This is a genomic window from Microcella sp. (assembly GCF_025808395.1).
In the GTDB taxonomy this organism is placed as follows: domain Bacteria; phylum Actinomycetota; class Actinomycetes; order Actinomycetales; family Microbacteriaceae; genus Microcella.
Map to the genome: position 1 here is coordinate 400213 of NZ_CP075524.1, position 25677 is coordinate 425889.

The 25677-nt window shown below is 69.8% G+C and carries 28 protein-coding genes; 10 read left to right on the top strand and 18 right to left on the bottom strand.

The window, feature by feature from the left end; all coding sequences use genetic code 11:
• Positions 1 to 16: 16 nt before the first annotated feature.
• The 5 genes from KIT89_RS01980 to KIT89_RS02000 all read right to left on the bottom strand — a co-directional run bounded on the left by KIT89_RS01980 (position 17) and on the right by KIT89_RS02000 (position 5793).
• Positions 17 to 1363, bottom strand: coding sequence for an aminoglycoside phosphotransferase (locus KIT89_RS01980; RefSeq protein WP_297602809.1), 1347 nt, complete (start codon positions 1361 to 1363; stop codon positions 17 to 19).
• 34 nt (positions 1364 to 1397) lie between these two features.
• Complete coding sequence (locus KIT89_RS01985; protein WP_297602810.1) at positions 1398 to 2273, bottom strand: aminodeoxychorismate lyase; 876 nt, start codon at positions 2271 to 2273, stop codon at positions 1398 to 1400.
• Complete coding sequence (locus tag KIT89_RS01990) at positions 2270 to 2479, bottom strand: hypothetical protein (protein WP_297602811.1); 210 nt, start codon at positions 2477 to 2479, stop codon at positions 2270 to 2272. The genes KIT89_RS01985 and KIT89_RS01990 overlap by 4 nt, the downstream gene beginning before the upstream one ends.
• 38 nt (positions 2480 to 2517) lie before the next feature.
• Positions 2518 to 3258 carry a Pr6Pr family membrane protein gene (locus KIT89_RS01995; RefSeq protein WP_297602812.1) on the bottom strand — a complete coding sequence of 247 codons (741 nt, stop codon included), beginning with the start codon at positions 3256 to 3258 and terminating at the stop codon, positions 2518 to 2520.
• 285 nt (positions 3259 to 3543) lie between these two features.
• Positions 3544 to 5793: a S9 family peptidase gene (locus KIT89_RS02000; protein WP_297602813.1), complete on the bottom strand. Its 2250-nt coding sequence runs from the start codon at positions 5791 to 5793 to the stop codon at positions 3544 to 3546.
• Between the two features lie 25 nt (positions 5794 to 5818).
• Between KIT89_RS02000 and KIT89_RS02005 the strand changes: the two genes are divergently transcribed.
• The 6 genes from KIT89_RS02005 to KIT89_RS02030 all read left to right on the top strand — a co-directional run bounded on the left by KIT89_RS02005 (position 5819) and on the right by KIT89_RS02030 (position 10728).
• A complete protein-coding gene (locus KIT89_RS02005) occupies positions 5819 to 6745 on the top strand; it encodes a DnaJ domain-containing protein (RefSeq protein ID WP_297602815.1) in 927 nt (308 codons plus the stop codon).
• A 118-nt stretch (positions 6746 to 6863) separates the two neighbouring features.
• The gene (locus tag KIT89_RS02010; RefSeq protein ID WP_297602816.1) at positions 6864 to 7601 is read left to right on the top strand and encodes a DarT ssDNA thymidine ADP-ribosyltransferase family protein; all 738 of its coding nucleotides are present in this window, start codon (positions 6864 to 6866) and stop codon (positions 7599 to 7601) included.
• Between the two features lie 82 nt (positions 7602 to 7683).
• Positions 7684 to 9306 (top strand): phosphatase PAP2 family protein, encoded by a 1623-nt coding sequence (locus KIT89_RS02015; protein ID WP_297602817.1) that lies wholly within the window; start codon positions 7684 to 7686, stop codon positions 9304 to 9306.
• Positions 9307 to 9585: 279 nt separating this feature from the next.
• Positions 9586 to 10056, top strand: coding sequence for a hypothetical protein (locus KIT89_RS02020; protein WP_297602818.1), 471 nt, complete (start codon positions 9586 to 9588; stop codon positions 10054 to 10056).
• Between the two features lie 19 nt (positions 10057 to 10075).
• Positions 10076 to 10339, top strand: coding sequence for a type II toxin-antitoxin system Phd/YefM family antitoxin (locus KIT89_RS02025; protein WP_297602819.1), 264 nt, complete (start codon positions 10076 to 10078; stop codon positions 10337 to 10339).
• Positions 10336 to 10728: a type II toxin-antitoxin system VapC family toxin gene (locus tag KIT89_RS02030; RefSeq protein WP_297602820.1), complete on the top strand. Its 393-nt coding sequence runs from the start codon at positions 10336 to 10338 to the stop codon at positions 10726 to 10728. Before KIT89_RS02025 ends, KIT89_RS02030 begins: the two co-directional genes overlap by 4 nt.
• Here the strand turns inward: KIT89_RS02030 and KIT89_RS02035 are convergent.
• Together KIT89_RS02035 and KIT89_RS02040 are read right to left on the bottom strand one after the other, a co-directional pair.
• Positions 10692 to 10886, bottom strand: a complete 195-nt coding sequence (locus tag KIT89_RS02035; RefSeq protein WP_297602822.1) for a hypothetical protein — start codon at positions 10884 to 10886, stop codon at positions 10692 to 10694. The genes KIT89_RS02030 and KIT89_RS02035 overlap by 37 nt on opposite strands.
• Positions 10887 to 10969: 83 nt before the next feature.
• The gene (locus KIT89_RS02040) at positions 10970 to 11176 is read right to left on the bottom strand and encodes a dodecin family protein (protein WP_297602823.1); all 207 of its coding nucleotides are present in this window, start codon (positions 11174 to 11176) and stop codon (positions 10970 to 10972) included.
• A 134-nt stretch (positions 11177 to 11310) separates the two neighbouring features.
• Between KIT89_RS02040 and KIT89_RS02045 the strand changes: the two genes are divergently transcribed.
• The gene (locus KIT89_RS02045) at positions 11311 to 14892 is read left to right on the top strand and encodes a bifunctional RecB family nuclease/DEAD/DEAH box helicase (RefSeq protein ID WP_297602824.1); all 3582 of its coding nucleotides are present in this window, start codon (positions 11311 to 11313) and stop codon (positions 14890 to 14892) included.
• A 12-nt stretch (positions 14893 to 14904) separates the two neighbouring features.
• Here the strand turns inward: KIT89_RS02045 and KIT89_RS02050 are convergent, their stop codons facing one another.
• From KIT89_RS02050 to KIT89_RS02060, 3 genes are all read right to left on the bottom strand, one after another.
• The gene (locus KIT89_RS02050; RefSeq protein WP_297602825.1) at positions 14905 to 16170 is read right to left on the bottom strand and encodes a DUF2510 domain-containing protein; all 1266 of its coding nucleotides are present in this window, start codon (positions 16168 to 16170) and stop codon (positions 14905 to 14907) included.
• Positions 16171 to 16270: 100 nt separating this feature from the next.
• On the bottom strand, positions 16271 to 16546 hold the full coding sequence (locus tag KIT89_RS02055; RefSeq protein ID WP_297602826.1) for a hypothetical protein: 276 nt from the start codon (positions 16544 to 16546) through the stop codon (positions 16271 to 16273).
• Positions 16547 to 16660: 114 nt separating this feature from the next.
• Positions 16661 to 16888 (bottom strand): hypothetical protein, encoded by a 228-nt coding sequence (locus KIT89_RS02060; RefSeq protein ID WP_297602827.1) that lies wholly within the window; start codon positions 16886 to 16888, stop codon positions 16661 to 16663.
• A 121-nt stretch (positions 16889 to 17009) separates the two neighbouring features.
• Here KIT89_RS02060 and KIT89_RS02065 point away from each other — a divergent pair, with 121 nt between their 5' ends.
• Positions 17010 to 17687, top strand: coding sequence for an alpha/beta hydrolase (locus KIT89_RS02065; protein ID WP_297602828.1), 678 nt, complete (start codon positions 17010 to 17012; stop codon positions 17685 to 17687).
• Here KIT89_RS02065 and KIT89_RS02070 read toward each other — a convergent pair.
• Both KIT89_RS02070 and KIT89_RS02075 read right to left on the bottom strand, forming a co-directional pair.
• Positions 17684 to 17905, bottom strand: a complete 222-nt coding sequence (locus KIT89_RS02070) for a hypothetical protein (RefSeq protein ID WP_297602829.1) — start codon at positions 17903 to 17905, stop codon at positions 17684 to 17686. The two genes, KIT89_RS02065 and KIT89_RS02070, sit on opposite strands and share 4 nt — an antisense overlap.
• Complete coding sequence (locus KIT89_RS02075; RefSeq protein WP_297602830.1) at positions 17902 to 18141, bottom strand: hypothetical protein; 240 nt, start codon at positions 18139 to 18141, stop codon at positions 17902 to 17904. The genes KIT89_RS02070 and KIT89_RS02075 overlap by 4 nt, the downstream gene beginning before the upstream one ends.
• A 137-nt stretch (positions 18142 to 18278) precedes the next feature.
• On the opposite strand from KIT89_RS02075, the gene KIT89_RS02080 reads away from it, so the two are divergent.
• Complete coding sequence (locus KIT89_RS02080) at positions 18279 to 19121, top strand: CPBP family intramembrane glutamic endopeptidase (protein ID WP_297602831.1); 843 nt, start codon at positions 18279 to 18281, stop codon at positions 19119 to 19121.
• A 147-nt stretch (positions 19122 to 19268) separates the two neighbouring features.
• Here KIT89_RS02080 and KIT89_RS02085 read toward each other — a convergent pair whose 3' ends face one another.
• From KIT89_RS02085 to KIT89_RS02095, 3 genes are all read right to left on the bottom strand, one after another.
• Positions 19269 to 19493, bottom strand: coding sequence for a hypothetical protein (locus tag KIT89_RS02085; protein ID WP_297602832.1), 225 nt, complete (start codon positions 19491 to 19493; stop codon positions 19269 to 19271).
• Positions 19494 to 19622: 129 nt separating this feature from the next.
• Positions 19623 to 20129: a sigma-70 family RNA polymerase sigma factor gene (locus KIT89_RS02090; RefSeq protein ID WP_297602834.1), complete on the bottom strand. Its 507-nt coding sequence runs from the start codon at positions 20127 to 20129 to the stop codon at positions 19623 to 19625.
• Positions 20126 to 20725 carry a hypothetical protein gene (locus KIT89_RS02095; protein ID WP_297602836.1) on the bottom strand — a complete coding sequence of 200 codons (600 nt, stop codon included), beginning with the start codon at positions 20723 to 20725 and terminating at the stop codon, positions 20126 to 20128. Before KIT89_RS02095 ends, KIT89_RS02090 begins: the two co-directional genes overlap by 4 nt.
• Positions 20726 to 20934: 209 nt before the next feature.
• Between KIT89_RS02095 and KIT89_RS02100 the strand changes: the two genes are divergently transcribed.
• Complete coding sequence (locus KIT89_RS02100) at positions 20935 to 23511, top strand: RNA helicase (protein ID WP_297603882.1); 2577 nt, start codon at positions 20935 to 20937, stop codon at positions 23509 to 23511.
• A 6-nt stretch (positions 23512 to 23517) separates the two neighbouring features.
• Here the strand turns inward: KIT89_RS02100 and KIT89_RS02105 are convergent, their stop codons facing one another.
• The 3 genes from KIT89_RS02105 to KIT89_RS02115 all read right to left on the bottom strand — a co-directional run bounded on the left by KIT89_RS02105 (position 23518) and on the right by KIT89_RS02115 (position 25613).
• Entirely contained in the window at positions 23518 to 24192 is a 675-nt protein-coding gene (locus tag KIT89_RS02105; RefSeq protein ID WP_297602837.1) for a DUF2510 domain-containing protein, read from the bottom strand.
• Between the two features lie 214 nt (positions 24193 to 24406).
• On the bottom strand, positions 24407 to 24712 hold the full coding sequence (locus KIT89_RS02110; protein ID WP_297602839.1) for a tryptophan synthase subunit alpha: 306 nt from the start codon (positions 24710 to 24712) through the stop codon (positions 24407 to 24409).
• A gap of 61 nt (positions 24713 to 24773) precedes the next feature.
• Positions 24774 to 25613 carry a DUF2510 domain-containing protein gene (locus tag KIT89_RS02115; protein ID WP_297602841.1) on the bottom strand — a complete coding sequence of 280 codons (840 nt, stop codon included), beginning with the start codon at positions 25611 to 25613 and terminating at the stop codon, positions 24774 to 24776.
• Between the last annotated feature and the right edge of the window lie 64 nt (positions 25614 to 25677).

The window sequence follows — 25677 nt, forward strand, 5'->3', positions numbered from 1 at the left end:
CCTGACGCAGACTCGCTCAGCGCTTCGCGGCGCGCTCGGGCGAGACGAGGTAGGCGACCGCGGCGAGCGGAATCGGCAACCAGGTGGGTCGGTTGCGCGCCTCGTACATCGCCTCATAGACGGCCTTGTCGAGCTCGAAGGCGTCGAGCAGAGCGCGATGCTCACGAAGGTCGATGCCGCTCGCGCTGATGTATCCGTCGAGAAAAGCCGCGCGGGCATCGTGCGCCCACTCGGCACGAGCGTCTTCTTCGGCTTGAGAGGCGGGGGCGGCGGCGGCCGGGGTGGTGTTGCGCAGGGATCCGACGACGTAGTCGAATGAGCGCAGCATTCCGGCCACGTCGCGCAGCGGAGAATCGACGCGCGTGCGCTCATCAAGGGGGCGAAGAGGCTCACCCTCGAAGTCGACGAGCAACCACTCTCCGCTCGCGCGTCGCAGCACCTGCCCCAAGTGGTAGTCGCCGTGAATGCGCTGCAGCGCCGGCCACGGCGCCTCGCGAGCCGCGTCGTACACGGCCTCGATCTCAGGCCGCAGCTCGCGCAGCTGCGGCACATCAGACATCGCCACCGCGAGGCGCTGATGCCATCCGGCGACGAAGCCCACGATGTCGCCGAGCGTCGCCTCGCGCGACGGCATGCATTGCTGCAGAGCCGTGTGCACCTCTGCGGTGACGACACCGAGCCGCTCGGCATCGGCCGCGAACGAAGAACCCGCCGCCGCGGCCTCGAGAGCCAGGGGCCACCCGTCGCGCACCGCCGTGATGAACTCTTGCGCGAAAGCGATGTGCCCGCTCGCCGGCTCGTCGGAGTGCGTGTGCGAGCCGTGCGGGTCGACCCAGGTGGTCGACAGCGAGCCGAGCATGCGGGGCACAGAACGATTGCCGGCCGCCGTCAGCGCCGACTGCAGCACCACATCGGGGTTCTCGCCCGCGTGCACGAGACGGAACAGCTTCACCACGAGGGGAGCCTCATCACCCTCGTCGAAGATGATCGAGGTGTTCGACTGCTCGCCCGTGTGCACTCGAGACCACAGATCTGAGCGCTGCAACCCCAGTCGAGAGAGAATCTCGCGCGTGTACGCCTCATCGTGGGCGGCGTCGAACAAGTAGTCGCCGTGCTCGTCACGCCCGATGAACGTTCGGCCCGAACCGCGGGGGATCGTCGACCGCAGCACCACCGGCACGTGATACAGCGACGGCGGATTGCTCGCCGTGTCGCGCACCAGCATCACTGCGATGCGGGCGTCGTCGTCGTCGCACTGCCACTCGACGCGGCTCACCTGCACCAGGTGCGGCACGCGGCCCTTGCCCGCGTACCACCTCTGGCGCGACATCCAGTCGGTGAGGCACTCCAGCGTGCTGTGCATTCTTCGACCATACACACGGCCGATGAGCGTTCACTCAAGACCGACGAGACCGCAGAAACCCGTTCATCGTCGCCGTGAGCGCAGCATCCACCGTCATCGCCGCACCATCGATGGCGCGCACCGGCGCGGCGTGCCGCACGCTCGAGACGAGCCACACGGCATCGGCGCCGCGCAGATCGTCGGGCGTGAGCGGCTCGACGATCGCCTCGAGACCCCAGTCGGATGCCGCATGAAACAGGTCATCTTGCGTGGTTCCGGGCAGAATGCCGAACTCGCTCGGCGGAGTCGACAGCCGTTCACCTCGCTTGGCGAGCACCGTCGACGTCGGGCCTTCGAGCACGAGACCGTCGGTCGAGACGAAGATCACATCGTCGGCCCCGCGCCGCTGCGCCTCGCGCACCGCCGCCCGATTGACCGCGTAGGAGAGCGTTTTGGCGCCTGCAAGCAGCCAGGGGCTTGACTGCGCTACGTCGCTGCGGTAACCGCGATCGAGCAGCACCACACCGAGGCCTTCAGTGCGCTCGCGCCTGAAGTCGGGCGACACGGTGCCGTACACCCACCCGGTCGGCAGCGGCTGCCCCTCGATGCCGCGCGACAGCACCGTCTTGATCCACGACTCCTCGTACTCGGCCAGCCGTTCGGCCACCGCGAGAATCGCGTCGCGCCACACTCCTCGATCGGGAGCGGGCAGATCGAGCATGCGCGCGGAGCGCTCGAACCTGCTCAGGTGCGCTTCGAGGGCTTGCGGGTGCCCCGAGGCGACGCTCAGGGTCTCGAAGATGCCGTCACCGCGCGTCGCCGCGACATCCATGACCGCGAGCTGCGGAAGCCCGGCATCGGCCTCGACGAGGTGCGGTGTCGTCTCGGCACCGGAGTGCACGACGAGAAGCAGGTGCTGCGCGAGAGTCATGCGCTGAACGTATACCCGCACTCGTCGTTGCGGCACTCCAGGCTCGGCGGGTCGACGTCGTGAACGACACCGCCCAAGGCGATCTCGCCGCGCAGCGCAGCGCGAATGTGGTGCGGCTCGGGGTAGCCGTAATGTATCGGGAGCGCGCCGTCGGTTCCGCAGTGCGGGCACCGCGCCACTCCCGGCCCAGGGGCGGTGTCGGTCATGTTCTCACTGCACCGCACACCACTGACATTCATTCAGATCAGCGCAAGTCTGAGCGCACCACCGCGATCTCGCCCGTGTTGCGACGGCCGTGACCCACACCCCGCACGCCTCGTGTGTGCGCGCGATTGATGATCACGGCGAGTGCGGCGAGGCTGATGATGAGAGCGGCGATCCCCACGACGTAGATGACGATGCCCATGACGCCGTTGGGGCCGTCTGGCTCGAGGAAGGGGTAGGGGTACCAGCCCGTCAGGTGGCCCCGCGTCAGCGTGATCGCCACCCAGGTGAGCGGAAAGCTCGCCGCGAGCAGCAGCGTCGACCAGCCGATGCGCACGCGGCCCGGGGTCAGCAGCCAGTCGACGGCGATGTAGATCGGAATCCACACGTGCAGCGACTCGTTCGGCCACATCGGCCCGACGTAGCCGTCGGCATTCGGCACGTCACGCAGCAGCAGGTTGTAGACCACGGCCGTCACGAGCGCATACGAGAAGACGCACGCGCGGATCGCCGTGTAGAGCTGAGTGTCGCGCTCGAGCCGCAGGGCCATGACGCCGCCGACGAACAGCACGACGATGTTGATCATCGCCGTCTGAATTGTGAAGAACGCGAAGTAGTGCGTGGGCTCGAAGCGGCCGACCGAGATCTGGTCGGTGATCTGCGTGATCAGGGCTCCGAGCACGACCGCGGCGGCGATGATGCTGAGGACTCCGGCGATGTGCCGAAGCGTCGACAGGCGGGCGGTGGCGGCTTTTTCGCCGAGGGGGGAGGGCGCACTCACTTGCCTCACGCTAGCAAAGGTCGTCGATGCTCACGCATACTTTTTCGCGAGCATCTCTCGTGTGGTGTCGCCGCGGTGGCGGGTGAGATGGGCGGTGCGGAGACACTCCCGAACTGTAGGAGGTCGCCGATGAGCGGGCAAAGCAGCTTCCTACAATTCGGGAACGAATCAGGGGAAGGACCGCTCGCCGGCCCCGACGGCGACGTGCCGAGCGCCGGGCAGCGTGGGACGGCCGGGCGGCGTGCGGCGCCTCCGCGACGCGTGCCGTCGCCCACGCGGCGACTCTCAAGCGGCCTGCTCGTCGCGCTGTGACGCGAGCCCCAGCACGTCGAGCAACCACGCGATCTCGATCGCCCGTTGCCTCCACGCCGAGTAGCGGCCGCTCACTCCGCCGTGCCCGGCCTCCATCTCGCAGCGCAGCAGGGCGTCGGCTCCGACGTCGCGCAGTCGCGCCACCCACTTCGCCGGTTCGACGTAGAGCACGCGCGTGTCGTTGAGGCTCGTCACCGCCAGAATGCGCGGATACCGCTGCTCGACGACGTTCTCATACGGCGAATAGCCCTTCATGTAGGCGTAGACCTCGGGGTCGTGCAGGGGGTCGCCCCACTCATCCCACTCGATCACCGTGAGCGGAAGCTCCGGCATGAGAATGCTCGTCAGCGGGTCGACGAAGGGCACGTCGGCGAGAATGCCGGCGAACAGCTCGGGGGCAAGGTTCGCGACGGCACCCATGAGCAGGCCGCCAGCACTGCCGCCCTCGGCGACGAGGCGGTCGGGTGCCGTCACCCCCGAGTCGACGAGGTGCTGCGCGACGGCGACGAAATCGGTGAAGGTGTTGGTCTTGCTGAGCATCTTGCCGTTCTCGTACCAGGCGCGGCCCAGCTCGCCGCCGCCGCGCACGTGCGCGATCGCGAAGACGACGCCGCGATCGAGCAGCGACAGGCGCGGGATGCTGAAGCCGGGGTCGATCGACGCCTCATAGCTGCCGTAGCCGTACAAGTGCAGTGCGTTCGGCTCAGCAGTGTCGTCCCCGTCGAGCCGCGGCGCCATGCCCTTCTTCCACACGAGCGAGATCGGCACACGCGTGCCGTCGGGCGCCACGGCCCAGTCGCGTCGTTCGGCGTAGTCGGCCGAGCTGTAGCCGCCGAGCACCGGCTGCTGCTTGAGCACGGTGACGGCGGCGGCTCCCTCGTCGAGCCGGGCGACATCGAGGCTCGCCACCGTCGACGGCTCGGTGAAACTCGTGTAGCCGATGCGGAGCGTGGGCTGAGTCCACTCGGGGTTGCCGCGGGCTCCGATCGAGATCAGCTCTGCACTGTCGGCGAGCGGAACGACGATGTCTCTCCACTCGAGCGGGGCACCGGTCAGCCGCGCGATCGCCGTCGCCGGCAGGCCGTCGCGCCGGTAGTCGAGCACCAGAAAGCGCGAGAAGGCGTCGACCCCTTCGACTCTGCGGCCCGGTTCGTGCGCGATGAGGGTGTCGGGGGGCGAGAGGGGAGCATCCACCGGCACCGCCTCGATCTGAAAATCGGGTGCCTCGTGGTTGTGAGTGATGAGCCAGAGGTCGCGGCCGTCGATGCGGGCATGCTCGAGGTCGTATTCGACTCCGGCGCGGCGGGGCCACACCACCTCGAATTCGCCTTCGGGCGTCGACGCGTCGAGCACGCGGGCTTCGCTCGTGATGCTGCTCGATGCTTCGATGACGAGGTAGGCGCGGCTTCGGGTGCGGCCGGCGCCCACCCAGAATCCGTCGTCGGGTTCGTGAAAGACAACGACGTCGTCGGCGGGGTCTGTGCCGACGCGGTGCCGCCACACGGTGTCGGGGCGCCACGACTCGTCGACGGTCGTGTAGAAGACGAACTGGCCGCTGGGGTCGAAGAAGGCTCCGCCGCTGGTCTGCTCGATCGTGTCGGGCAGCGTCTCGCCCGTGGTGAGGTTGCGAATGCGCAGCGTGTAGCGCTCGTCGCCCTCGGTGTCGACGCCGAACAGCAGCCACTCGCCGTCGTCACTGACGTCGAAGGTGCCGAGTGAGAAGAAGTCGTGCCCGGTCGCTTCGACGTTGCTGTCGAACACCACCTGCTCGCCGTCGCGCGGCAGGCTCGGGTCGGGCAGTGGCGGCGGGGGAGCCCACGCAGCCGGGTCGTCGGGGTTCGCCGGGTCGAGGGGCGCCGCGGGTACGCGGCACTGGATGCCGTACTGCAGCCCTTCGACGGTGCGGCCGTAGTACCACCAGTCGCCTTCGCGCACGGGAATACCCATGTCGGTCTCTTGCGTGCGGCTCGTGATCTCACCGACGATCGAGTCGCGCAGGCCGTCGAGGTGCGACATGCGGGCGTCGGCGTAGGCGTTCTCGGCGGTGAGGTGCGCGATGACCTCGGGGTTGTCTTTCTCGCGCAACCACTCATAGGGGTCGAGCACGAGGTCGCCGTGGTGCTCGCGCCGTGTCGGCTGCTGCTTCGGGCGGGGTGCGGCGGGGGTGTCGGGCCGGGCTGCGGGCTGGGCGTCTGGATGCGTGCTGCTGAGGTCGGTGCTCACCTGCCCAGCGTAGGCTTCTCGCACCATGTCTGATTCCCCCCTGGCTGCGAACCCCTATGAGGTGCTGGGGGTGTCGCCGACGGTGTCTGACGAAGAGCTTCGCAAGGCATACCGGGTGGCGCTGCGCAAGGCGCACCCCGACACGGGCGGTTCGGCGAGTCAGTTCGACGCCGTGCAGCGGGCTTGGCAGCGGGTGGGCACGCCGGCGGCGCGCTACGCCTACGATTCGGGGGCGGATGCTGGCTCATCGTCACTCGCCTGGTCGCAGTCGGGCGGCGCTCGTGGGGGCGCCCAACGTTCTCAGGCGCGGCAGCCGGCGAGGTCGCACGGGCACCCCGGCGGCTGGTTTCGCGAGCAGTATCTCGACCACGTGCGCGAGTGGGTGGGTCGGGGGGTTGACCTGCCCGACCCCTTCGATGCGGCGCTCGTGCGGTCTGCGCCGCGGCAGATCAGGCACTTGCTGGCGGCGGCGATCGCCGAAGAACGTTCGGCGGCGGCGCTGGCGACGCTCGGCATGGGGTTCACGGTGTGGCACGACGTGCTCGCCGGCCCCACGCGTGACGACAAGCTCGACCACGTCGTGCTGGGGCCGACCGGCTTGTGGGCGGTGCTCAGTGAAGACTGGGGTGCGCCGGTGTCGGTGAAGCGCGGCGAGGTGATCGGTGAGGGTCTGGCGCCGGGCGAGAAGCCGCTCGCGCTGCTCGGCTCGCGGGCGAGGGTGCTGGCGCGTCAAGCGCGCGTGAAGTTCTCGGCGCTCGTGATCGTGGTCGAAGACGACCAGTCGCCGCAGTCGCTCATCGAGTTGAGCTCGGTGCGCGGAGCCCAGGGGCTGCTCGTGCAGCGCTCGCGCCTGGTCAATGTGATCCGCACGGGTCTGCCCGGGGTGGGGGTCGGCGGCACCGACTTGTTCGAGGTGCGCACGCGCCTGCAGTCGGCGGTGCGGTTCGTGTAGCCGCGGCGCGATAGCCTTGTGAGCGGGGGCCGGTCGCAGTCGTGCGAAGCCCCTGTGAGGGAGTCACGTGGTCGCCGGGTCGGTTTCAGAGGAGTGCATCCACGGTTTCGAGCCGGGCATGTGCGCGAGTTGTTTTCCGCCGGCGCCTCCGGCGGTGCCGCTGCCGGTGAAGCGCACTCCTCGGGTGGCGACGCGCAGTCTGCGCAGCCCGGCGCCGGGCAGCACGGGCAAGGCGGCTGAGGTTCGCCCGCCGAATCTTCCGCACCGCATCTTTCACGTGACGCACGTGAGCAATCTGCCGCTCATTCTCGAGGCGGGCGAGTTGCTGCCGTCGTCGCAGGCTGAGCCTGAGCTGCGGTTGTCGAGTGACATCACGCACGAGCTGCGCGCGAGCGCCCCAGTGTCTGAGGGTGTGTCGGTGCTCGACTGCGTGGCGTTCTCGTTGAGCCCGCTGGCGACGTGGTGGGGCGAGGTGCAAGACGGTGCCGCGGGCCCGACGTGGAGCGATGCGGCGGGGGCCGCATCCACGATCGATTTCGTGGTCTTGGGTGTCGATGTGGCGGCTGTCGCGAATTCGCTCGTGGTCTCTGATGGCGATGCGGCGGCGAAGGTGACGAGGCTGGGTTCTGGCGCTGACGGTCGTGACCGGATGCTCGCGCGAGCCGCAGCGAGCCCTTGGGCTCTGCAGGCCGCTGAGGCGCTGGTGCCCGGCTCGGTGTCGCTCGACCTCGTCGCGCTGGTGGCGGTCGCGAACGACCGCCGCCGCGACGAGGTGCGTGCGCTGCTGAAGTCGGCGGGAGTCTCGGCGAAGGTCGCCGTCTACCCTCCGTGGTTCGTGCCGCAGGTCGGCGAGTAGCTCGTGAACCGAGCATGAGCACACTCTGAGGCGTCGCGGCAAGCCCCTGTCGCCGAGCGACGGCACCCGGCATCGTGGAGGCATGCCTCGTTTTCGCGCACCGTGGAGCGCCCGCCGCAGTCTCGATCGAGTGACGGATGCCGCGGATGATCCGACGCTGGTCGCCCCTCCGGCACGACGGCGCGAGGTGCTGCCGGGCTGGGTGCACCGCGCCGACCGGGCGATCGTGAGGCGGCTCAACGAGGGTCAGTCTCACCCGCGAGTCGACCGGGGTTTACGCATGCTCTCGCGTGCCGCCGACCGCGGGTTGCTGTGGTTCGGCATCGCCTTCTCGCTGTCGGCAGCCGGGCGCTGGCGGGCGGGGATTCGCGGTGTCGCGAGCCTGCTGACCGCGAGCGCGGTGGCCAACCTGGTCGGCAAGCGCATCTTCGGCGGGGAGCGCCCCGACCACACGCTCGTGCCGGTGGTCCGGCGTATTCGTTCGCTGCCGACGTCTCCGTCGTTTCCGTCGGGGCACTCTGCGAGTGCGGCGACGTTCGCTGCGGGGGTCGCCCTTGAGCGCCCGGTGGCGGGGGCCGTGATCGCTCCGGTGGCGGCGGCGGTCGCCTACTCGCGCGTGCACACTGGTGCGCACTGGCCCTCAGACGTGGTGGGCGGCGTGGCGATCGGGCTCGCGGCGGCGGGCGCGTCGACGCTCGTAGCGCGCACCGCGCGCTCGGGCAGGCGTGTGCCGGGGCCGGCGGCCCCGGCCATCCCGCTGCCTGCTCTTCACGAGGGGCGCGGACTGGTCATCATCGTGAACCCGGTTGCGGGTATCGGGGGAGACGTGAGTGGCGAGCTGCGTCGACGGCTGCCCCGCGCGCACATCGTGCGCACGACGCCGAACGCTGACGTGCAGAAGCTGGCGAAGCGTGCCGTGCGGCGTCGCGGGTGGGCGCACGGGGTGCTCGCGGTCGGCGTCGCGGGTGGCGACGGCACGGTGTCGGCGGTGGCGCAGGTGGCGCGTGAGCTCGACCTTCCACTCGCCGTGTTCGCGGCGGGCACACGCAATGCGTTCGCGCGCACGGCGGGGCTCACGACCGTGTCGGATACCGTTGGATCCGTCACGTCAGGATCGGGACTGGTGGTCGACGTGGCGGAGGTGCGCGTCGGGGGAGGGGCGCCCGAGACGGCGCTCAACACGGTGTCGCTCGGGGTGTATCCGCGCCTCGTCGACGAGCGTTCTCGGGCGGCGAAGCGCTTCGGCAAAGCGTGGGGGGCGATCGTGGCGGCGCCGCGCGTGCTGCAGCAGTCTGAGCCGTTCACCGTGGTCATCGACGGGCGCGCGGCGCACGTGTGGTCGGTGTTCGTGGGCGTCAACGACTACGGAACCCGTGAGCAGGGCCCGCTCTGGCGGGGCAGGTTGGATGACGCAACCCTCGACGTGCGCATTCTGCACGCCGGCCGTCGACGCGGTGCGACGCTCGCGTTGCGACGACTGGGCGGTCGACCGCGACGCGACGGTGGTCGTGCGCGCCGGCCGACGCTCGAGAAGTTTCACGCGCGGGAGGTGCGCATCTCGCTGCGCGACCAGACGCGCGAGCCCGGCTACGCCCGCGACGGCGAGGCGACGGTCGAGAAGCTCACCGGCGTGCTCGAGGTGAGCATGCGAGAGCGGGGGTTGCGGGTGTATGCGCCGGTGGAGGTGCCTGGTGGTGGCCGGTGACGGCTGCCGGCCAGGCGCTCGCCGACCGGGCGATGGATGCCCGCGAAGCAGGATGATCCGTGAGGGTCTCTACAAAGCGATCTCCGCTGACGGTACTTCGAGCGTCGCGACGATCGTCAAGGTTGCGCGGGCGCTGAGGTTTGCGATCTCGTTTCACGCCACTGCGTGACCGAACTGGATCAGCCCAGCACTCCTCCCCACTCACCATCAGTGGGTTGTCGAGAGCGCCCTCGAGAAGTTTCCTGTGAGAAGTGACTCGCACCCGGCACACTGCATCGCATGACCGGCGCCTTCCGCACCTACCAGCCCACCGTCACCCGCCCGATCACCGACGACGACCTGCAGACCCCCGAGGCTCAACTCGCACTCGCGCTCGGGCCGGCGATCCGCTGGCAGCTGTGGCTGTTCTTTCCGCCCGACGAGCACGGATTCGGCGGGCTCGCCATGCCCTGCGACGATCTGCCGCGCCGCGCGCCTGCCGATGCGCCAGACATGCTCTTCACCGTCGTCCACGCGGTCGCTGAGCACGCGGGGGCCAGCGAGCTCATCATCGGCCTCGAACGGCGAGGCGGCCCCGACCCCGGCCGCCTCGATCGCGAATGGATGCTCGCCGCAGCCACCGCCGCCGACCGAGCCGGCGTGCGCCTGCGCTCGGTGCTCATCAGCCACACCCGCGGAGTGCGCGAACACGCACCGCCCCCGCCCACGCTCACCGGAACCGACGTGCCGGGCAGGCACCCAGATGGTTAGTTCACTACACTTAGTTCACATGGTGGATCAGGTGAACGTGCACGAGGCGAAGACACGGCTGTCTGAGCTGGTGGCGCGCGTCGAGCGGGGTGACGAGATCGTCATCGCACGTGGCGGGCTGCCGGTCGCCCGACTCGTGGCATATGATCTGCCGACTGAGCGTGAGTTGGGGTTTCTGCCAGGGCTCGACACCCCAGCGTCATTCTTCGAGCCGCTGCCCGAATCTGAGCTCGCCGCTTGGGAGGGCGCTCTCGGTTCACCAGCATCAGCGACGACGCTGTGACGCTGCTGCTCGACACCCACGTGCTGATCTGGGCGCTGGGCGCCCCTGAACGCATCCCGCCGCCGGTGCGCGCTCGGCTCAATGACCGACGAGAACACCTCGTGGTGTCGGCGGCGAGTGCATTCGAGATCGCCACGAAGCACCGCCTCGGCAGATTGCCTGAAGCGGCGGTTCTCGTGCAGGCCTTCGACTCGCAGTGCGCGAGGCTCGGTGCCGACGTCATGCCGATCACCGCTCAACACGCTTCGACCGCAGGCTCTCTCGACTGGAGCCACCGCGACCCCTTCGACCGGCTGCTGGCGACGCAGGCCATGAGCGAAGGCTGCGAGCTCGTGTCAGCCGACGCAGCGTTTCAGTCGCTCGCCGGGCTGACCGTGCTGTGGGCCTGAGCCCTCTCGCGCACCCGAGCAGCAACGGTCGCCCACCACAGCAGCAGCAGCGCCATCGTGAACGCCCAGAAGACGCCCGACATGCCACTGCTCGCCACCACCGGCAGGGCGATCGCCAGCAGCACCAGCACGACTCCGATCCACACGTCTCGCTTCATGCAGATCGACGCTAGACCGGGCGCGCGCGTGCCGACAGGGGCTTGCGCCGCACCGGATGCCCCGCTACGGCACCCCGAATCGTCTAGTCGTCGAGCACGAACGTGACCTCCATGGTCACCTGGTAGGCAGCAACTGTGCCGCCCTCGATGTGCAGCTTCTGCTCTTTCACCCAGGCTCCGCTGACGTTGCGCAGCGTGCTGTTGGCGCGGTCGATGCCGACGTGCACGGCGTCTTCGAAGCTCTTCTCAGAGCGAGCAGTGATCGTGGTGATGCGGGCGACGCTAGACATGGTGACTCCACTTCGTTGTGCGTGACTGGAGGGTTCAGTCAACCGCTGAACTCGACCGGCGTCTAGGGGTTGCGCCTCTCACTGTCGCACCTCTCCTCTACCCTGATCAGACCCCTGGCCGGAGGAGTCCCCCTGTGTACCTGACCACGACCGAGAACGGCGAGCAACTGCTCGTCACGTCGGCGAGCGACCTCACGCGCGCCGCAGAGTGCGAGTTCAGAGTCGCCCGCGATCTCGACGCACGGCTCGGGCGCGTCGCGGCCGTCGTCGACGAGCCCGACGCGATGCTCGACCGCACCGCGAAGCTCGGCACCGCGCACGAAGAAGCGATCATCGCCGACTATGTCGCCGAGTTCGGCCCCGACGACGTCGTGCAACTCGCCCGCGGCGGCAGCGGGCTCGACGAGATCGCACCGTTTGTCGCGCAGACACTCGAGGCCCTGCACCGCGGCGTGGCCGTCATCACGCAAGCCACCTTCCTCGACCTCAACCACGCCCCGGCGGCACCCGGCGAGCTGGCGATCGCCTTCGTCGGCTACGCCGACTTTCTCGTGCGCACGAACGACGGCGCCTACCGCGTGCAAGACAGCAAACTCGCACGGCGCGCGAAAGTCACCGCCCTGTTGCAGCTCGCCGCCTACGCCGAGCAGCTGCAGAAGCTCGGCGTCGACATCGACCCCGAGGTCGACCTGATTCTGGGCACGCGTGAGCTGAGCATCCACCGCCTCGATGACATCGCGCCCGTGCTGCGCGCCCGCCGCGCCCCCCTGCACCGCCTGCTGCGCGAGCGCGCCGCCGCCGACGAGCCGATCGCCTGGCGCGACCCCAGCGTCACCTACTGCCGGTCGTGCGCGTGGTGCACCGCCGAGATCGAGCAGCACGACGACGTCAGCCGGGTGGCCGGCCTCACCGGCGCGCAGTGGAGCAAGCTCGGCTCCGCCGGCATCGAGACTCTTGAGCAGCTCGCCGCACACGACGACCGGGCGGCGGCCGAGACCGCGACCGAAGCGGGCATCTCGCGCAGCACCCTCGACACCCTGCGCCTGCAGGCCGAACTGCAGCGCCAAGCACAAGGCGCCGAGCCGGGCACCGCCCCGCCCGTGCGGGTGCGCGACTCTGCCGTGCTGCACGCGCTGCCCGCCCCGAGCCCCGGCGACCTCTACTTCGACTTCGAAGGCGACCCGCTCTACACCGAGACCGACCCGACGCGGTGGGGCCTCGACTACCTGTTCGGCTTCGTCGATGCCGAGGGCGTTTTCACCCCCTACTGGGCGCACAGCTTCGCCGAAGAACGCGAAGCCCTGCTCGCCTTCCTCGCCGACGTCGAAGCCCGCCGCGCGCAGCACCCCGACCTGCACATCTACCACTACGCCGCCTACGAGCGCACGCACCTGCGGTCGCTCACCGCACGCCACGGCGTCGGCGAAGACGTCGTCGACGACTGGCTGCGCAGCGGCGTGCTCGTCGACCTCTACCCGGTAGTGCGCAAAGCGCTGCGCGTCGGAACCCCCAGCTACTCGATCAAATACCTCGAGCCCCTCTACTGGCCCGAGGCGCGCGACGGCGCCGCGGTCGCGCGAGGCGACGACTCGGTGGCCGAATACGTGCGGTCGTGCGAACTGCTCGAGCAGGGCGACGCCGACGCCGCGCAGCAGATTCGCAACGACATCGCCGACTACAACGAGGTCGACTGCCTGAGCACGCTGCGCCTGGCTGCGTGGTTGCGAGGGCTCGCGGCAGAGCATCCGTCGCCGCCACCGGCGTTGTTCGACGATGAGCCCGCGCCTCGAGAGGTGCCCGATTCTCCGCTGCGCACGGCGCTGCTCGAGCTCTCTGCCGACGCAGACGGCGCGCCCACAACCGAACCCGATCGCAGCCCCGAGCAGCGTGCATACGCCTACGCCGCCGCGGCCATCGACTACCACCGTCGCGAGCACAAGACCTTCTGGTGGGATCACTTCGACCGGCTCATCGCGCCCCTCGACGAGTGGGCAGACACGCGCGATGTATTCGTCGTTGACACGGATGCTGCGCACGAGTCGACCGACTGGAACAAGTCGGGCAAACAGCGGTCGCTGCGCCGCACGCTCACCCTGCACGGAACCTGGGCCCCCGGCTCACGCCCCGGCGTCACCGGGCGCCCCGGCCCCTTCGCCGTCTATGAGCAGCCCGCGCCCCTGCCGCCGAGCAGCCGCGACCCGCTCGCGCGCGCGGCGCGCAGCATCACGCTCGAGGTCGTCGCCGACGACCACGTCGTGATCACCGAGACGCTCGCCGCCGGCGTTTCGCCCTACAACGACCTGCCGGTTGCGCTGACCCCCGCAGCGCCCCCGCCGGCGGGGCAGCAGAAACCCGCCATCGAAGAGTGGGGCGCGGCACTCGTCGACGCCCACCCCGAATGGCCCGCCGAACCCGTCGGCGACCTGCTGCGCCGAGTGGCGCCCCGCACCCGAAGCGGTGCGCCACTCGCTCGCGTCGAGCACGACGACGCGGGCGAGCCCGACCGCGTCGCCGCCGTCGTCGCGAGCCTGCTCGACCTCGACCGCTCGTACCTCGCCGTGCAGGGCCCACCCGGCACGGGCAAGACCTACCTCGGCGCGCACGTCATCGCCGAGCTCGTCGCGACCCACGGCTGGAAGGTCGGAGTCGTCGCGCAAGGCCACGCCACCGTCGAGCACCTGCTCGACGGCGTCGTCGCAGCGGGGCTCGACGGGCGTCGAGTGGGCAAGGCTCCGAAGTCGAGTGCCGACCCGAGCGACTACGCGACCGCGCGTTGGACGGTGCTCGGCGACGCCAACGACCTCAGCACCTTCACCGCCGACCACCCCGAAGGCTTCGTCATCGGCGGCACCGCCTGGAACTTCTCAGACCCTCAGCGCGTCGGCCGCCGCAGCCTCGACCTGCTCGTCATCGACGAGGCCGGGCAGTTCTCACTCGCCGCCACCATCGCCGCGAGCGTGTCGGCGAAGAATCTGCTGCTGCTCGGCGACCCGCAGCAACTGCCGCAAGTGAGCCAAGGTACCCACCCCGAACCGATCGACGGCAGTGCCCTCGGCTACCTCGCCGCCGGGCACGACGTGCTGCCGGCAGAGCTCGGCTACTTTCTGGCCGAGACGCGCCGACTGCACCCCGCCCTCGCCAAACCCGTGTCGCACTTGAGCTATGAAGGCCAGCTGCACGCGCACCCGAGCAGCTCGGTGCGCGAGCTCGACGGCGTCGCGCCCGGGCTGCACCCCGTGCCCGTCGAGCACCACGGCAACGCCACCGAGTCGGTCGACGAGGCAGAAGCAGTGGTGGCGATCATCCGTCGCCTCATCGGCACCTCGTGGACGCCGGGTGCGGGGCGCAGTGCTCGGCCGTTCGCCGACGACGACGTCATCGTCGTCACGCCGTACAACGCGCAGCAGCAGGTCATCCGGGCACACCTCGACGCCGCACGCCTGCACGGCACCCGGGTCGGCACGGTCGACAAGTTTCAAGGGCAAGAAGCCGCGGTCGCGATCGTGTCGCTCGCCGCATCGAGCTCGCGCGACGCCCCGCGCGGCATGGAGTTTCTGCTCAACCGCAACCGGCTCAACGTGGCCATCTCGCGCGCGCAGTGGGCCGCCTACCTCGTGCACTCGCGCGGGCTGCTCGACTCGCTGCCCTCGAGCCCCGCGGGTGTGGCCGAGTTGAGCGCGTTCATCCGGCTCACCGAGGGGCGACCCGCGGGGTGAGCTGGCGGCGCGCTACGACGCAGTCGCCCCCGACTCGAGCGCGAAGCTGAACACGCCGGGCAAGCCCGACCACGTCACGCGCACGAGCGCCACGGGCCCCACCTCGTCGTAGGCCGTGCACACGAACGAGGCACCGACCGCCGCCGTCGTCTCGTCGGGGCACAGCACGGTGTAGTCGACCCCCTGCTGCTGCAGTTCAGTCGTGATCGTCGACTCGACCTGGCGCAGCTCGGCGAGGCTCGCATCGCGCGGCAGCAGAGCGCCGAGCGTGCCGGCCGCCGCACCGACCACGATGCTCAAGACCAGATACACCCAGGTCGGTGCAACCCCGCGACCCGCGGTGCGGTAGACGTGAATGGCGCGAGCCACCAGATACATGAGCGGGCCGAGCAGAATCCACAGAATCGAGGGGCGGTACTCGTGCCCGAGGGCGCCGAGGCGTCGGTAGTCGGCCACAGCGCCGAGCACGACCCACAGCACCGCCACGAGAGCCAGACCACCCGCGACCAGGCTCGTCACGGCTGAGGTTCCGCCGCCCGAGAGCACCCACCCGAGGCCGAGCAGACCCACCTGGAAGAGGGGAGAGAGGGCGAGCATCCAAGCGCCGGCAGTCGTCACACCCGTGACCGTGCGGGTTGCCGACCCGCTGCGTGCCGCGCCCCACGAGCGCACCATCGGCTCGTAGTCGACGCTCGCGAGATCGACCGAAGCCGCAGGCTGCGCGAAGCTCGGCGACGACGTCCACGGAGTGCTCGCCGACGGCGGCGCCGGTGCCACCGAGGCGAGCGGCGCGGCCGCGAACGACCCGGGTGACAGCGGTGCCGCCCCGAACGAGCCCGACTCAGCAGCACCAGACGGCAGAGGGGCAGCGCCGGGAAGGGCGGCCGAGGTGGGCGGCACGAGCCGCACCGGTTCAGAGATCGGCAACGAGGGCGACGAGCTGCCGCGCGCGTCGCGCCGCGGGGGAGCCGCGTCGGCCATCGGCGGAACGAACGGCGCAGCCGCCATCGGCAGCTCGGGCGCGGGCGACGGCGTGGGCGCTGGCGTCGGCGTCGCGGCCGGCGCCACGGTCGGCGACGCGGCGGGCTCGGCGAACGGCGGCGGCACCGGCGCAGACGCGCTGATCGGCGCCGCGAACGGCGGCGGCTCGGCGGTGGCCGTGCTCGACACGTAGGCGGGGTTCGGCTGCGTGTGGTCGCTCCACATCGAGCCATCCCACCAGCGGATCAGGGCAGGGTCGTCGGCGTCGGCGTACCAACCCGGTGCAGGTGCGCTCACATCCCCCCGCTCTCTCCACCCTGTTGCGCGTGGTGGTGGTGTGGAGAGAGTCTAAGCCTGAGTTGCTCTCAGGCCTACCCGTCGGCGCAACGCCAGCGGCTCAGCCGGGTGCCTCGGGCTGCGGCGGCGGAGCGCCAGCATCCTGTCGTTCATCGGCAGCGTGCTCAAGATCGTCGCTCGTCGCCTCGTCATCGTCGACGCCGTGCGCACCCGAGTGAGCTCCGTCGCCCTCGGTGAAGTCGTCTTGGCTGGGGCTGACGCGCCCCTCGTCGAGCACTTGCTCGCCGGCGACGATGTCACCCGAGTCTGCCTCGCGCTCATCGATGTCGCGGGCGATCGGGTCGCCCTCGCGGCCGTTCGACTGCTGCTCGCTCATGCTGGCCTCCTGAACTGACGTGGTGGGCGGGTGCCCGATCTCCCCGTGATGACGGGCACCCTGAGCCGACGGTGACGCTTCACTCACCCTCGGCCTGTCGTGCGGGCAGAGCGGCTAGATCGCCGCGTTCTCGCCCTGGTCGTCGTCGCCGGTCACGCGACGCGGCTGCTCGTCGCCTTCGACGAGCGCGTCTTCATCGACGGTGGGGTCGTACTGCGGGGTGCCGTTCTCGCCCGAGTCGCCCTGGCCGGCACCGAAGTCGCCTTGCGCGCCCGGGTTCTCGCCCTGCGTGACGTCGCCGTCGTGTGCGGCGATGCCGCCGTTCTGGTCGCTGCTGCTCATGGTCGAGCCCCCTCGTCGTCGTCACCCGGCGGTGTGCCGTGGTGTGCCTCCACTCAATCGCGCCCCGAGGTCAGCCACCAGGGGTTGCCACCGGTGTGGGCCCGGGCTATGCTCCGCCGCGATGAGACGAGTCGCCGGCATCGCAGCTGACTACCTCTATGTGGCGCGGGCGCGGCTGCGGTACTACCGCTACGGGTCGCGGCCGCCAGCGCCGTCAGAACCGGCACCGGATGCTCCGCCTCCCGTACTTCTCATCCCCGGCGTGTTCGAGACCTGGCACTATGTGAAACCCATCCGCGACCGCCTCGAAGCGCTCGGGCACCCCGTGCACAGCGTGCCCGAGCTCGGCTTCAACCGTCACCCGATTCCCGAGATGGCCGCGCTGCTCGCCGCCTATGTCGAGCACCGCGACTTGCGCGGTGTGCGCATCGTGGCCCACAGCAAGGGCGGGCTCATCGGCAAGCTGCTGCTCGTCGGCGACGCCGCGCGGGCAGACGAGGGGCGGTTCGACCGCATGATCTCGATCAACACGCCCTACCTGGGCAGCCCGCTCGCGCGCTTCGGCATCGGGCCGTGGCGCGAGTTCTCGCCGACCCGCGCGGTCATCGTCGAGCTGCGCGACGCCCTCGGCGTCAACGCGCGCATCACCTCGCTCTACAGCGAGTTCGACCAGTATGTGCCCGTCGGGCATGCCGCCCTGCCGGGCGCCGAGAACGTGCGACTGCCGCACATCGGGCACTTCAGAGTGCTCGGCATCGCCGACGTCATCGACGAGGTCGTCAGCCGGCTCGACGCCTAGCTGCTGTTCGCCTCTTCGAGCGGGTTCTCGTCGTCGGAGTCGACGGGCTCGTCTTCTCCGGCGACGTCGAGCGGAGCATCCGGCCCCATGCCGTCATCAATGGGCTTGCCGTTTTCGTCGACGTTCGGCGGATCGCTGCGCGGATCGATGCTCGTCGTGTCGTCTCGAGAGCGCGCCGCGTCGCCCGTCGGAATCTGCTCGCCGCCCGTGGTGCTCATGGCTGGTCTCCTTCTCGCGCGTTGTCGTCGATCGAGCCGCCGATGGCGCCCCCGCCGAGCTCGCCGTCGCGGTAGCGGTCGTCGGCGCCCTGGCCGCCCGACTCGGCCGTGTCGCTCGCCCCGGGCACCGTGATGTCGGGGTCGGCGCCCTGCACGGCGTCGCGGTCGGCCTGGTCGTAGTCGGCGCTGTCGAGCTCGTCGGCGTCAGGTGCGGTGTTCTCGCGTTCGTTCGTCATGCGGCCAGTGAACCGGTCTGCTGCCGTCGCCACAACCGGGTTGACATCGGGGGTCGCAGCGTGATTCTGCCGGTTTGATGAAGCGCGCTTCAGCGATGACCCAGCGTGAGCCGCGCTCGACCTGACAGAATCAGCGCATGCCTGCCGCTGACGCCGTGCCCGTGACAGACGACCGCCGAGCGTTGAGCCTCAAGCTGCTGCCGGCGGCCATCGTGGCGACGAGCGCCATACCGCTGTTCGGCTTCGAAGAACGACTCGTGGGCTACCCCTGGCTGGTCATCGGCCTCGTCGTCGCCTACTTCGTCGACCGCGAGCTCATGCGCGATCTCGGCATCATCGCCGCCGGGCTCATCGTCGTCAGCACCGTGAGCGTCAAGGCCGACATCTCGTGGCCCAACTTCTTCTTGCTCGGCTTCGTGCTGAGTCTCGCCGTGGTGGTGCCGTTCGTCATCGATCGCTTCGTGTTCAAGCGTCGCGTGATTCGATTCCCGTGGCGCAGCGGGCAGAAGTGGCAGCGGTGGGAGAAGTCATATCTGTTCGCCGTGCCGTTTCTCGGCTGGCTGATTCTGCCGTTCTACTTCATCACGTCGGGCACCTACCAGAACTGGCCAGCGGTTTCAGAATTCTCAGAAGTGGCTCGCCTCTTCGTGGGCGTCAACGCCGTCGGCATCTGGGACGAGCTGTTCTTCATCTGCACCTGCTACGTGCTGCTACTGCGGCACTTTCCCGTCTTGACGGCCAACATTCTGCAGTCGATCATCTTCGTCAGCTTCTTGTGGGAGCTCGGCTACCAGGCCTGGGGCCCGCTCATGACCATCCCCTTCGCGCTGCTGCAGGGCTGGATCTTCCACCGCACCAAGTCGCTCACCTACGTCATCATCGTGCACCTGCTGTTCGACCTCGTGGTCTTCCTCGCCATCGTGCACGCCCACAACCCCGGAGTCTTCCCGTTCTTCTTGGTGCAGAGCCCCGGCAGCTGAGCCGCGCTGCTCGCGGGGCCGAGACTCGCGCGGCGCGCGTCGACAATTCAGGACAACGGGATGCTCGCCGCGCGCAGACACGCGGCGCGAGCATCCCGTGCCGACCGCAGTGAGCCGTTCGTCCTGAATTGTTGACACGAACCAGGGCTAGACGTGGCCCTGCGTGCGGTCGTGCTCGTCGTCGGTCTCGGCGGCGTGGTCTTGGTCGCCGGCGGCCTCGTCGCGCGACTCGTCGACGCTGCGCACGTCGTCGGGCGATCCCGAGAGCTCGTCGTCTTCGCCGCCACCGCGACCGACCTGCCCGCGAATGACGCCTCCCGCCATGATGCTCTGCTCGTCGGCGTCGGTGATGCTGTTCTTGTCGTCGCTCACGTCGTGCTCCTCTCGTCAGAGAACCGCGCCCGGTTGCGCGACCCTCGCTCGACGAGTCAACCGAGAGCGGGCGGGTGCCGAAAGGCCTTGACAGGCGTTCCACGTTCATCCGAAAACTCTTGTGATGCGTCAGGCGTCGACGCCGTACGACGCGAGCGACGCCGTCAGTGCGGCTCGCGCCGCCGCATACCGCGAGCGAACTGTCGACGACGACACTCCGACCACCGCCGCGATGTCGACGAGCGGCAAGCCTTCCCAATGGTGCAGCTGCACGACCTCGCGCTGCGCGACGGGCAGGCGCGCGATCGCGTCGCGCACATCGATGGCGAGACCCTCGTTGTCGGCGTGCAAGTCGGCGGCTGATGTCTCGAGCATGGCGCGCAGGCGCTCGACTTCGGCCGAGCGACGCCCGCTGCGGCGCCCGGCGGCGGCGAGGGTCGTGCGGGCGATGCCGAACATCCACAGCCGCCCCTCGATCGGGTCGTCTGGCACTCGCGCGCGATCGCGCCACAACACGAGCAGCACCTCGCTCAAGCAGTCGGCGGCGTCGGCGGGCTGGGCGACGCGTCGCTCGAAGTAGCGCAGCACGTCTCGCGCGTTGGCACTGATGAGTCTCTCGAGCTCGTCAGGCGTCACGGCCCGACCGGAACCGTCAGTGGTCCATCGCACTCGGCAGCGCCGTCGAGTGACACCGAGTCTGGGTCGAAGCCGGCCGCCGCGACCGCGTCGCGAACGTGGTCTGAGAGGGCCACGAACAGCGCAAAGCTGTCGGTGTAGGCGCCGGTGGGGGCCCACGGCTCCCCGCCCTCGACGTAGTCGGCGTTCGCGAGCTCAGGCTCGAGTTCGCGCAGCGTCTCGCTCAGGTCGAGCGACTCGAGGTCGACCTCGACGAGCGCGGCACGGGCGATCTCGAGTGCCGCGGGGTCGGTCACGCGCTCGGGCGTGGCCGAGACGCGGAAGCCCTGCGTGCACACGGTGCCGTCGCGCGTCAGCTGCATCGTGGAGTTCTCGGCCCACCATCCCAGGTGGGTGAGCAGCTGAGGGCCTGCGGCCGCCGCGGTGCCGGTCGCGAGCACGAGCGCCCCGCCTGCAGCGAGAGCGGTGAGCGTGCGCCGCCTGCTGCGCGGCCGTGAGGCTCGTGCGACGGCGGCCACGGCGTCGTCGACGTGGTCACCCTCTGCCGTGGCGCGTGCAGATGTGTCGAGCAGGCGGGTGAGCATCCGGTCGTCCATGGGGTCTCCTCGTCAGTGGGTCTCACACGGTACATGTCGGCTCGCGCCCGAAACGTCCATTCTCGCCGTCAACAATTCAGGACAACGGGATGCTCGCCACGCGCCGACACGCGCTGCGAGCATCCCGTGCCCCCGTCTGCGAGCAGTTCGTCCTGAATTGTCGACACGGCCGGGTGGGGCAGACTCGAGGGGTGACCCTGCTCGAGCGCATGCCCAACCCCTACGAGGCGGGGGCCGCGTTCGACGCGATCGAGAACTGGGTGGTCGACGAGCGGGGTCTGTCGCTGTATCCGGCGCAAGAAGAGGCCATCTTCGAGCTCGTCGCCGGAGCGCACGTGGTGCTCGCCACCCCGACGGGCTCGGGCAAGAGCCTCGTCGCGGTCGCCGCCCACGCGATCGCCCTCGCGCAAGGGCAGCGCACCTACTACACGGCGCCGATCAAGGCGCTCGTGAGCGAGAAGTTCTTCCAGCTCGTCGAGATCTTCGGCGCCGAGAACGTCGGCATGGTGACGGGCGACAGCGCTGTCAACGGCGATGCGCCGATCATCTGCTGCACGGCCGAGATTCTCGCCAACCAGGCGCTGCGCGAAGGCCCCGACCTCGCGGCGGGCATCGTCGTCATGGACGAGTTTCACTACTACGCCGACGTCGACCGCGGGTGGGCGTGGCAGGTGCCGCTGCTGACGCTCACGAACGCGCGCTTTCTGCTCATGAGCGCGACGCTCGGCGACGTGACGCCGATCGCCGCCGATCTGCAGCGCCGCACGGGACACCCGGTGAGCGAGGTGACGCACACTGAGCGGCCGATTCCGCTGACGTTCGAGTACGTTCGAACGCCCGTGCACGAGACCGTCGAGACGCTGCTCGGCGACAGACAAGCACCGATCTACATCGTGCACTTCAGCCAGGCCGCGGCGATGGAGCGCGCGCAAGCCCTGTCGAGCATCCGGGTCGTGTCGAGAGAGCAGCGCGACGAGATCGCCGCCGCCATCGGAGACTTCCGCTTCTCGACCGGGTTCGGCACGACGCTCAGCCGCCTCGTGCGCGCGGGCATCGGCGTGCACCACGCCGGCATGCTGCCGAAGTACCGCCGGCTCGTCGAGGTGCTCGCCCAGCGCGGGCTGCTGCGCGTCATCTGCGGCACCGACACCCTCGGTGTCGGCATCAACGTTCCCATTCGCACCGTGCTGCTGACGGCGCTCAGCAAATATGACGGCGTCAGGATGCGCCAACTGAGCGCTCGCGAATTTCACCAGATAGCGGGTCGCGCCGGGCGCGCCGGGTATGACACGGCCGGGCTCGTCGTGGTGCAGGCTCCCGATCACGAGGTCGAGAACCACCTCGCGACGACGAAGGCCGGCGCCGACCCGAAGAAAAAGAGGAAGATCGTGCGCAAGTCGGCACCCGCGGGCTTCGTGACGTGGAGCGAGACGAGCTTCGAGCGGCTCATCGGTGGCGCGCCCGAACCGCTCGAGAGCCGCATGCAGGTGTCGGCGGCGATGCTCATCAACCTCATCGCCCGCGGAGGAGACGTGTTCGGCAATGCCCGCGCGCTGCTCACCGAGAACCATGAGCCGCCGCAGCGGCAGCGCGAGCTCGTGCGCCGGGCGCTCGGCATCGCGAAGACCCTCGTGCGCGCCGGCGTCGTCGTCATCGACCGCGCGAGTGTCAACAACTCAGGACGATCTGCTGCGAACACGTCTGAGCGCGCCCCCAGCGCGGGTGCACCTGACGATCGTCCTGAGTTGTTGACACCGCAGGTGCGGCTCACGGTCGACCTGCAGCCCAACTTCGCGCTCAACCAGCCGTTGAGCCCGTTCGCGCTCGCCGTCATCGGGGTGCTCGACCACACCGACCCGAACTACCCGCTCGACGTCATCAGCGTCATCGAGTCGACCCTCGACAACCCGCGGCCGGTGCTCGCCCAGCAGCAGTTCGCGGCGCGTGGTGAGGCGATCGGCGCGATGAAGGCCGAGGGCCTCGACTACGACGAGCGCATGGAGGCACTCGACGAGGTCGAGCACCCGCAGCCCCTCGCCGAGCTGCTCACCGCCATGTTCGACACCTTCGCGAGCACCCAGCCCTGGATCCGCGACGTCGAGCTGCGCCCCAAGAGCGTCGTGCGCGACCTCTACGAGAAGGCCATGACCTTCACCGAGTACGTGAGCCACTACAAGCTGGCGCGCAGCGAAGGGCTGCTGCTGCGCTACCTCAGCGACGCCGACCGCGCGATTCGGCAGACCGTGCCAGACGAGGCCAAGACCGACGAGCTGCGCGACATCATCGAATGGCTGCGCGAGCTCGTGCGGCAGGTCGACTCGAGCCTGCAAGACGAGTGGGAGCAGCTCAGCAACCCCACCGCGCCCATGAGCGACGAGCCCCTGCTGCCGCCCCCGCCGCCCGACGTCACGACCAATCGGCGGGCGTTTCTCGTGCTCGTGCGCAACGAGCTGTTTCGGCGGGTGCAGCTCGTCGCGCTGCAGCGCGACGACGACCTCGAGGCGCTCGACCCCGACGCGGGCTGGCCCGAGGCGCTCGACGCCTACTACGCCGACCACGACGAGGTGCTGACGGGGGGCAACGCGCGCAGTGCATCCCTCGTGCAGATCGATGAGCGCCCTGATCATGAGGGGGCGGGGGATGCTGGGGGCACGTGGGCGGTTCGCCAAGTGATCGACGACCCGGCCGGCGATCACGACTGGGGCATCGACGCGGTCGTCGACCTCGCGGCGAGTGCGGCCGAGGGTGTCGCGGTCGTGCGGGTGCTCGGCCTTCGCCGGCTATAGGGCGGTCTAGAAGACGATCGTGCGCAGCACCCCGAGCGCCGGGGTGAAGAGCCCCACGTTGACGAGCACGGCCGTCAGCCCCAGGTTGACGAGCAGCGGCCACCAGCCGGCGCGCGTCGTGCGGCGCACGACGATGGCGCGGGCGAACAGGTAGCCGAGGGCGCCGAGAAAGGCCCAGCCCCAGTGCGCCCGACGCACGTGGCCCCACTCGTAGAGCGTGATGCGGTCGCGCCGCACCCAGATGATGATCCAGAGAATGGGCAGCACGGCGGCGCCGACAATCCAGATGAACGGGGTCGACTCGAACCCGGTGAGCAGCACGGCGGCCGCCTGCGCGAGCACGGTGACGAGCGGCGTGCAGGCGAGCGCCCAGGATGCGCCGGTGAGCGAGCGCTCAGGCGCGTAGTCGACGACGGTGGGCGCTGGAGGCACTGATGCCGAGGTCGGGGCTGAGGGAGACCACGAGTACGGCGCCGAGAAGCCGTAGGGCATGGCCGCCGTCGGTTCGGCGATGGTCGCCGTCGAGCCGGTGGTCGTCGGCAGGGTGGCGGCTACGGGCTCTGCCGCGACCTGCTTGGCACGTGTGTGGGTCGTCCACTTGGCGCCGTCCCACCAGCGAAGGTGCAGGGCGCGCTCCGGGTCGTCGTACCACCCGGGTGCGGGGGAGTGGTGCTCAGACATGGGACTCCTGGGGGCGGGCCCGGTGCGCCAGTGCGGCGAGGTGTCAGGTGATGCTCCGGGCGGGTCGGGGTGGGTCAGGGTGATGCGGGTCGGGGTGGTGCGGGTGACACCTCGAGCAGGTCTATTCTACGAGGCGCATCGGTGCGGGGGCAGGGTCGGGCGCGCCCCCTTTGGGGTGACGAGGTGTTTCACTTTCTCGACGCCGCGGGCGGGTTCAGGCGCTCGACAGTCGACCCAGCATGCTCCACACAGTGGTGGTGAGCGCGGGGTGGTCGAGCGCGATCTGCCGCAGCAGTCGGTAGTCGCGCGCGGGGCTCGGCAGGCGGTCGCCGTCGGCGCGGATGCGTTCGGCCCGCAGCATCCACACCACTAGTTCGTCGACGGTGGGCAGTTCGCTCATGAAGCTCCACGGGTCTTCGCCGCCGCGGGCGCGCGCCATGATGACGGTCTGCAGCTCGTCGTGCGCTTCGGCGCGCAGCACTTCGAGGCTGGCGCCCCGTCGGTTGCGCGTCTCGTCCATCTCTCGAGACTACGACGCTTCGCCGAGAGGGTTCTCAGCGGTGCGGATGCCCTTCCGCGCGTCAGACGAGCCCGACGAGTGCGAGCACGGCGGCGGGGTCGACCAGCCACCAGACGGCGACGACGCCGGCCTGCACGATGAACCACACGTAGAGCGGCCACGGCGCCGAGCCGGTGGTGCGGGCCACACGCACGCCGCGCACCGCGAGGTAGATCGGCGGGGTCAGCAGCGCGGTGATCCACGGTGCGGTGCGCAGGTGCCCTGAGGCCTCCATGAGCCGCGTGTCTTGACCGGCGAGTGCGGCGTAGAGCACGAAGGGCAGCGCGACGGTCAGCGCACGCGTCCACGCCGAGCTCTCGGGCGGCAGCGAGCTGAACACCCAGTAGACGAGCAGCGCCTGGGTGATGGGCATGGTCGCCATCAGCCAGATCGAGACGGTGTGCACGCGCAGGCCGCTCTCGTTGCGCGATGCGCGGTGCGTCGAGCGTTCGAGCATCTCGGTGTTGCGGCGGTGCGAGAACGGCTCGTAGTGGCCGTGGTCTGAGCTGGCGGCGCTCGCGGGCGAGGTCGTGGTGGCCGGCGAGAGCGTCGAGTACGGTGCGGCGGCGGCGACCTCGTGAGCGATCCGGTCGCGACGCGCGCCGACGGTCTGCACCGCGTGCAGCGGCATGCTCTCGGCGACACGGGCAGAGTCGCTCGGGCTGAGGGTGGTCGGTGCGCTCGACACGGCGGTGGTGCTGACGGCGGGTCGGGCGGCTGCGGGCGCCACGGGCTCGATCGGCGCGGTGTGATGCGTCCACGCGGTGCCGTCCCACCAGCGTCGCTGCGTGGCCTCGCCGGTGGCCGTGACGGTCACCGGGTCGGCGTACCATCCGGCCGCAACCTGCACGGTCGTCGTCATCGTTGTTCCCCCATGTGCTCCTGGTCCCCCGACCAGGTCGTGCTTCTGATTATGCGTCGATCAG

Coding starts and splice junctions, on each gene's coding strand:
- KIT89_RS01980 (WP_297602809.1), bottom strand. CDS start 1,363: ATGCACAGCACGCTGGAGTGCCTCACCGACTGGATGTCGCGCCAGAGG.
- KIT89_RS01985 (WP_297602810.1), bottom strand. CDS start 2,273: ATGACTCTCGCGCAGCACCTGCTTCTCGTCGTGCACTCCGGTGCCGAG.
- KIT89_RS01990 (WP_297602811.1), bottom strand. CDS start 2,479: ATGACCGACACCGCCCCTGGGCCGGGAGTGGCGCGGTGCCCGCACTGC.
- KIT89_RS02005 (WP_297602815.1), top strand. CDS start 5,819: ATGTCTGATTCCCCCCTGGCTGCGAACCCCTATGAGGTGCTGGGGGTG.
- KIT89_RS02010 (WP_297602816.1), top strand. CDS start 6,864: ATGTGCGCGAGTTGTTTTCCGCCGGCGCCTCCGGCGGTGCCGCTGCCG.
- KIT89_RS02015 (WP_297602817.1), top strand. CDS start 7,684: ATGCCTCGTTTTCGCGCACCGTGGAGCGCCCGCCGCAGTCTCGATCGA.
- KIT89_RS02020 (WP_297602818.1), top strand. CDS start 9,586: ATGACCGGCGCCTTCCGCACCTACCAGCCCACCGTCACCCGCCCGATC.
- KIT89_RS02025 (WP_297602819.1), top strand. CDS start 10,076: ATGGTGGATCAGGTGAACGTGCACGAGGCGAAGACACGGCTGTCTGAG.
- KIT89_RS02035 (WP_297602822.1), bottom strand. CDS start 10,886: ATGAAGCGAGACGTGTGGATCGGAGTCGTGCTGGTGCTGCTGGCGATC.
- KIT89_RS02040 (WP_297602823.1), bottom strand. CDS start 11,176: ATGTCTAGCGTCGCCCGCATCACCACGATCACTGCTCGCTCTGAGAAG.
- KIT89_RS02055 (WP_297602826.1), bottom strand. CDS start 16,546: ATGAGCGAGCAGCAGTCGAACGGCCGCGAGGGCGACCCGATCGCCCGC.
- KIT89_RS02060 (WP_297602827.1), bottom strand. CDS start 16,888: ATGAGCAGCAGCGACCAGAACGGCGGCATCGCCGCACACGACGGCGAC.
- KIT89_RS02065 (WP_297602828.1), top strand. CDS start 17,010: ATGAGACGAGTCGCCGGCATCGCAGCTGACTACCTCTATGTGGCGCGG.
- KIT89_RS02070 (WP_297602829.1), bottom strand. CDS start 17,905: ATGAGCACCACGGGCGGCGAGCAGATTCCGACGGGCGACGCGGCGCGC.
- KIT89_RS02075 (WP_297602830.1), bottom strand. CDS start 18,141: ATGACGAACGAACGCGAGAACACCGCACCTGACGCCGACGAGCTCGAC.
- KIT89_RS02080 (WP_297602831.1), top strand. CDS start 18,279: ATGCCTGCCGCTGACGCCGTGCCCGTGACAGACGACCGCCGAGCGTTG.
- KIT89_RS02095 (WP_297602836.1), bottom strand. CDS start 20,725: ATGGACGACCGGATGCTCACCCGCCTGCTCGACACATCTGCACGCGCC.
- KIT89_RS02100 (WP_297603882.1), top strand. CDS start 20,935: ATGCCCAACCCCTACGAGGCGGGGGCCGCGTTCGACGCGATCGAGAAC.
- KIT89_RS02105 (WP_297602837.1), bottom strand. CDS start 24,192: ATGTCTGAGCACCACTCCCCCGCACCCGGGTGGTACGACGACCCGGAG.
- KIT89_RS02110 (WP_297602839.1), bottom strand. CDS start 24,712: ATGGACGAGACGCGCAACCGACGGGGCGCCAGCCTCGAAGTGCTGCGC.
- KIT89_RS02115 (WP_297602841.1), bottom strand. CDS start 25,613: ATGACGACGACCGTGCAGGTTGCGGCCGGATGGTACGCCGACCCGGTG.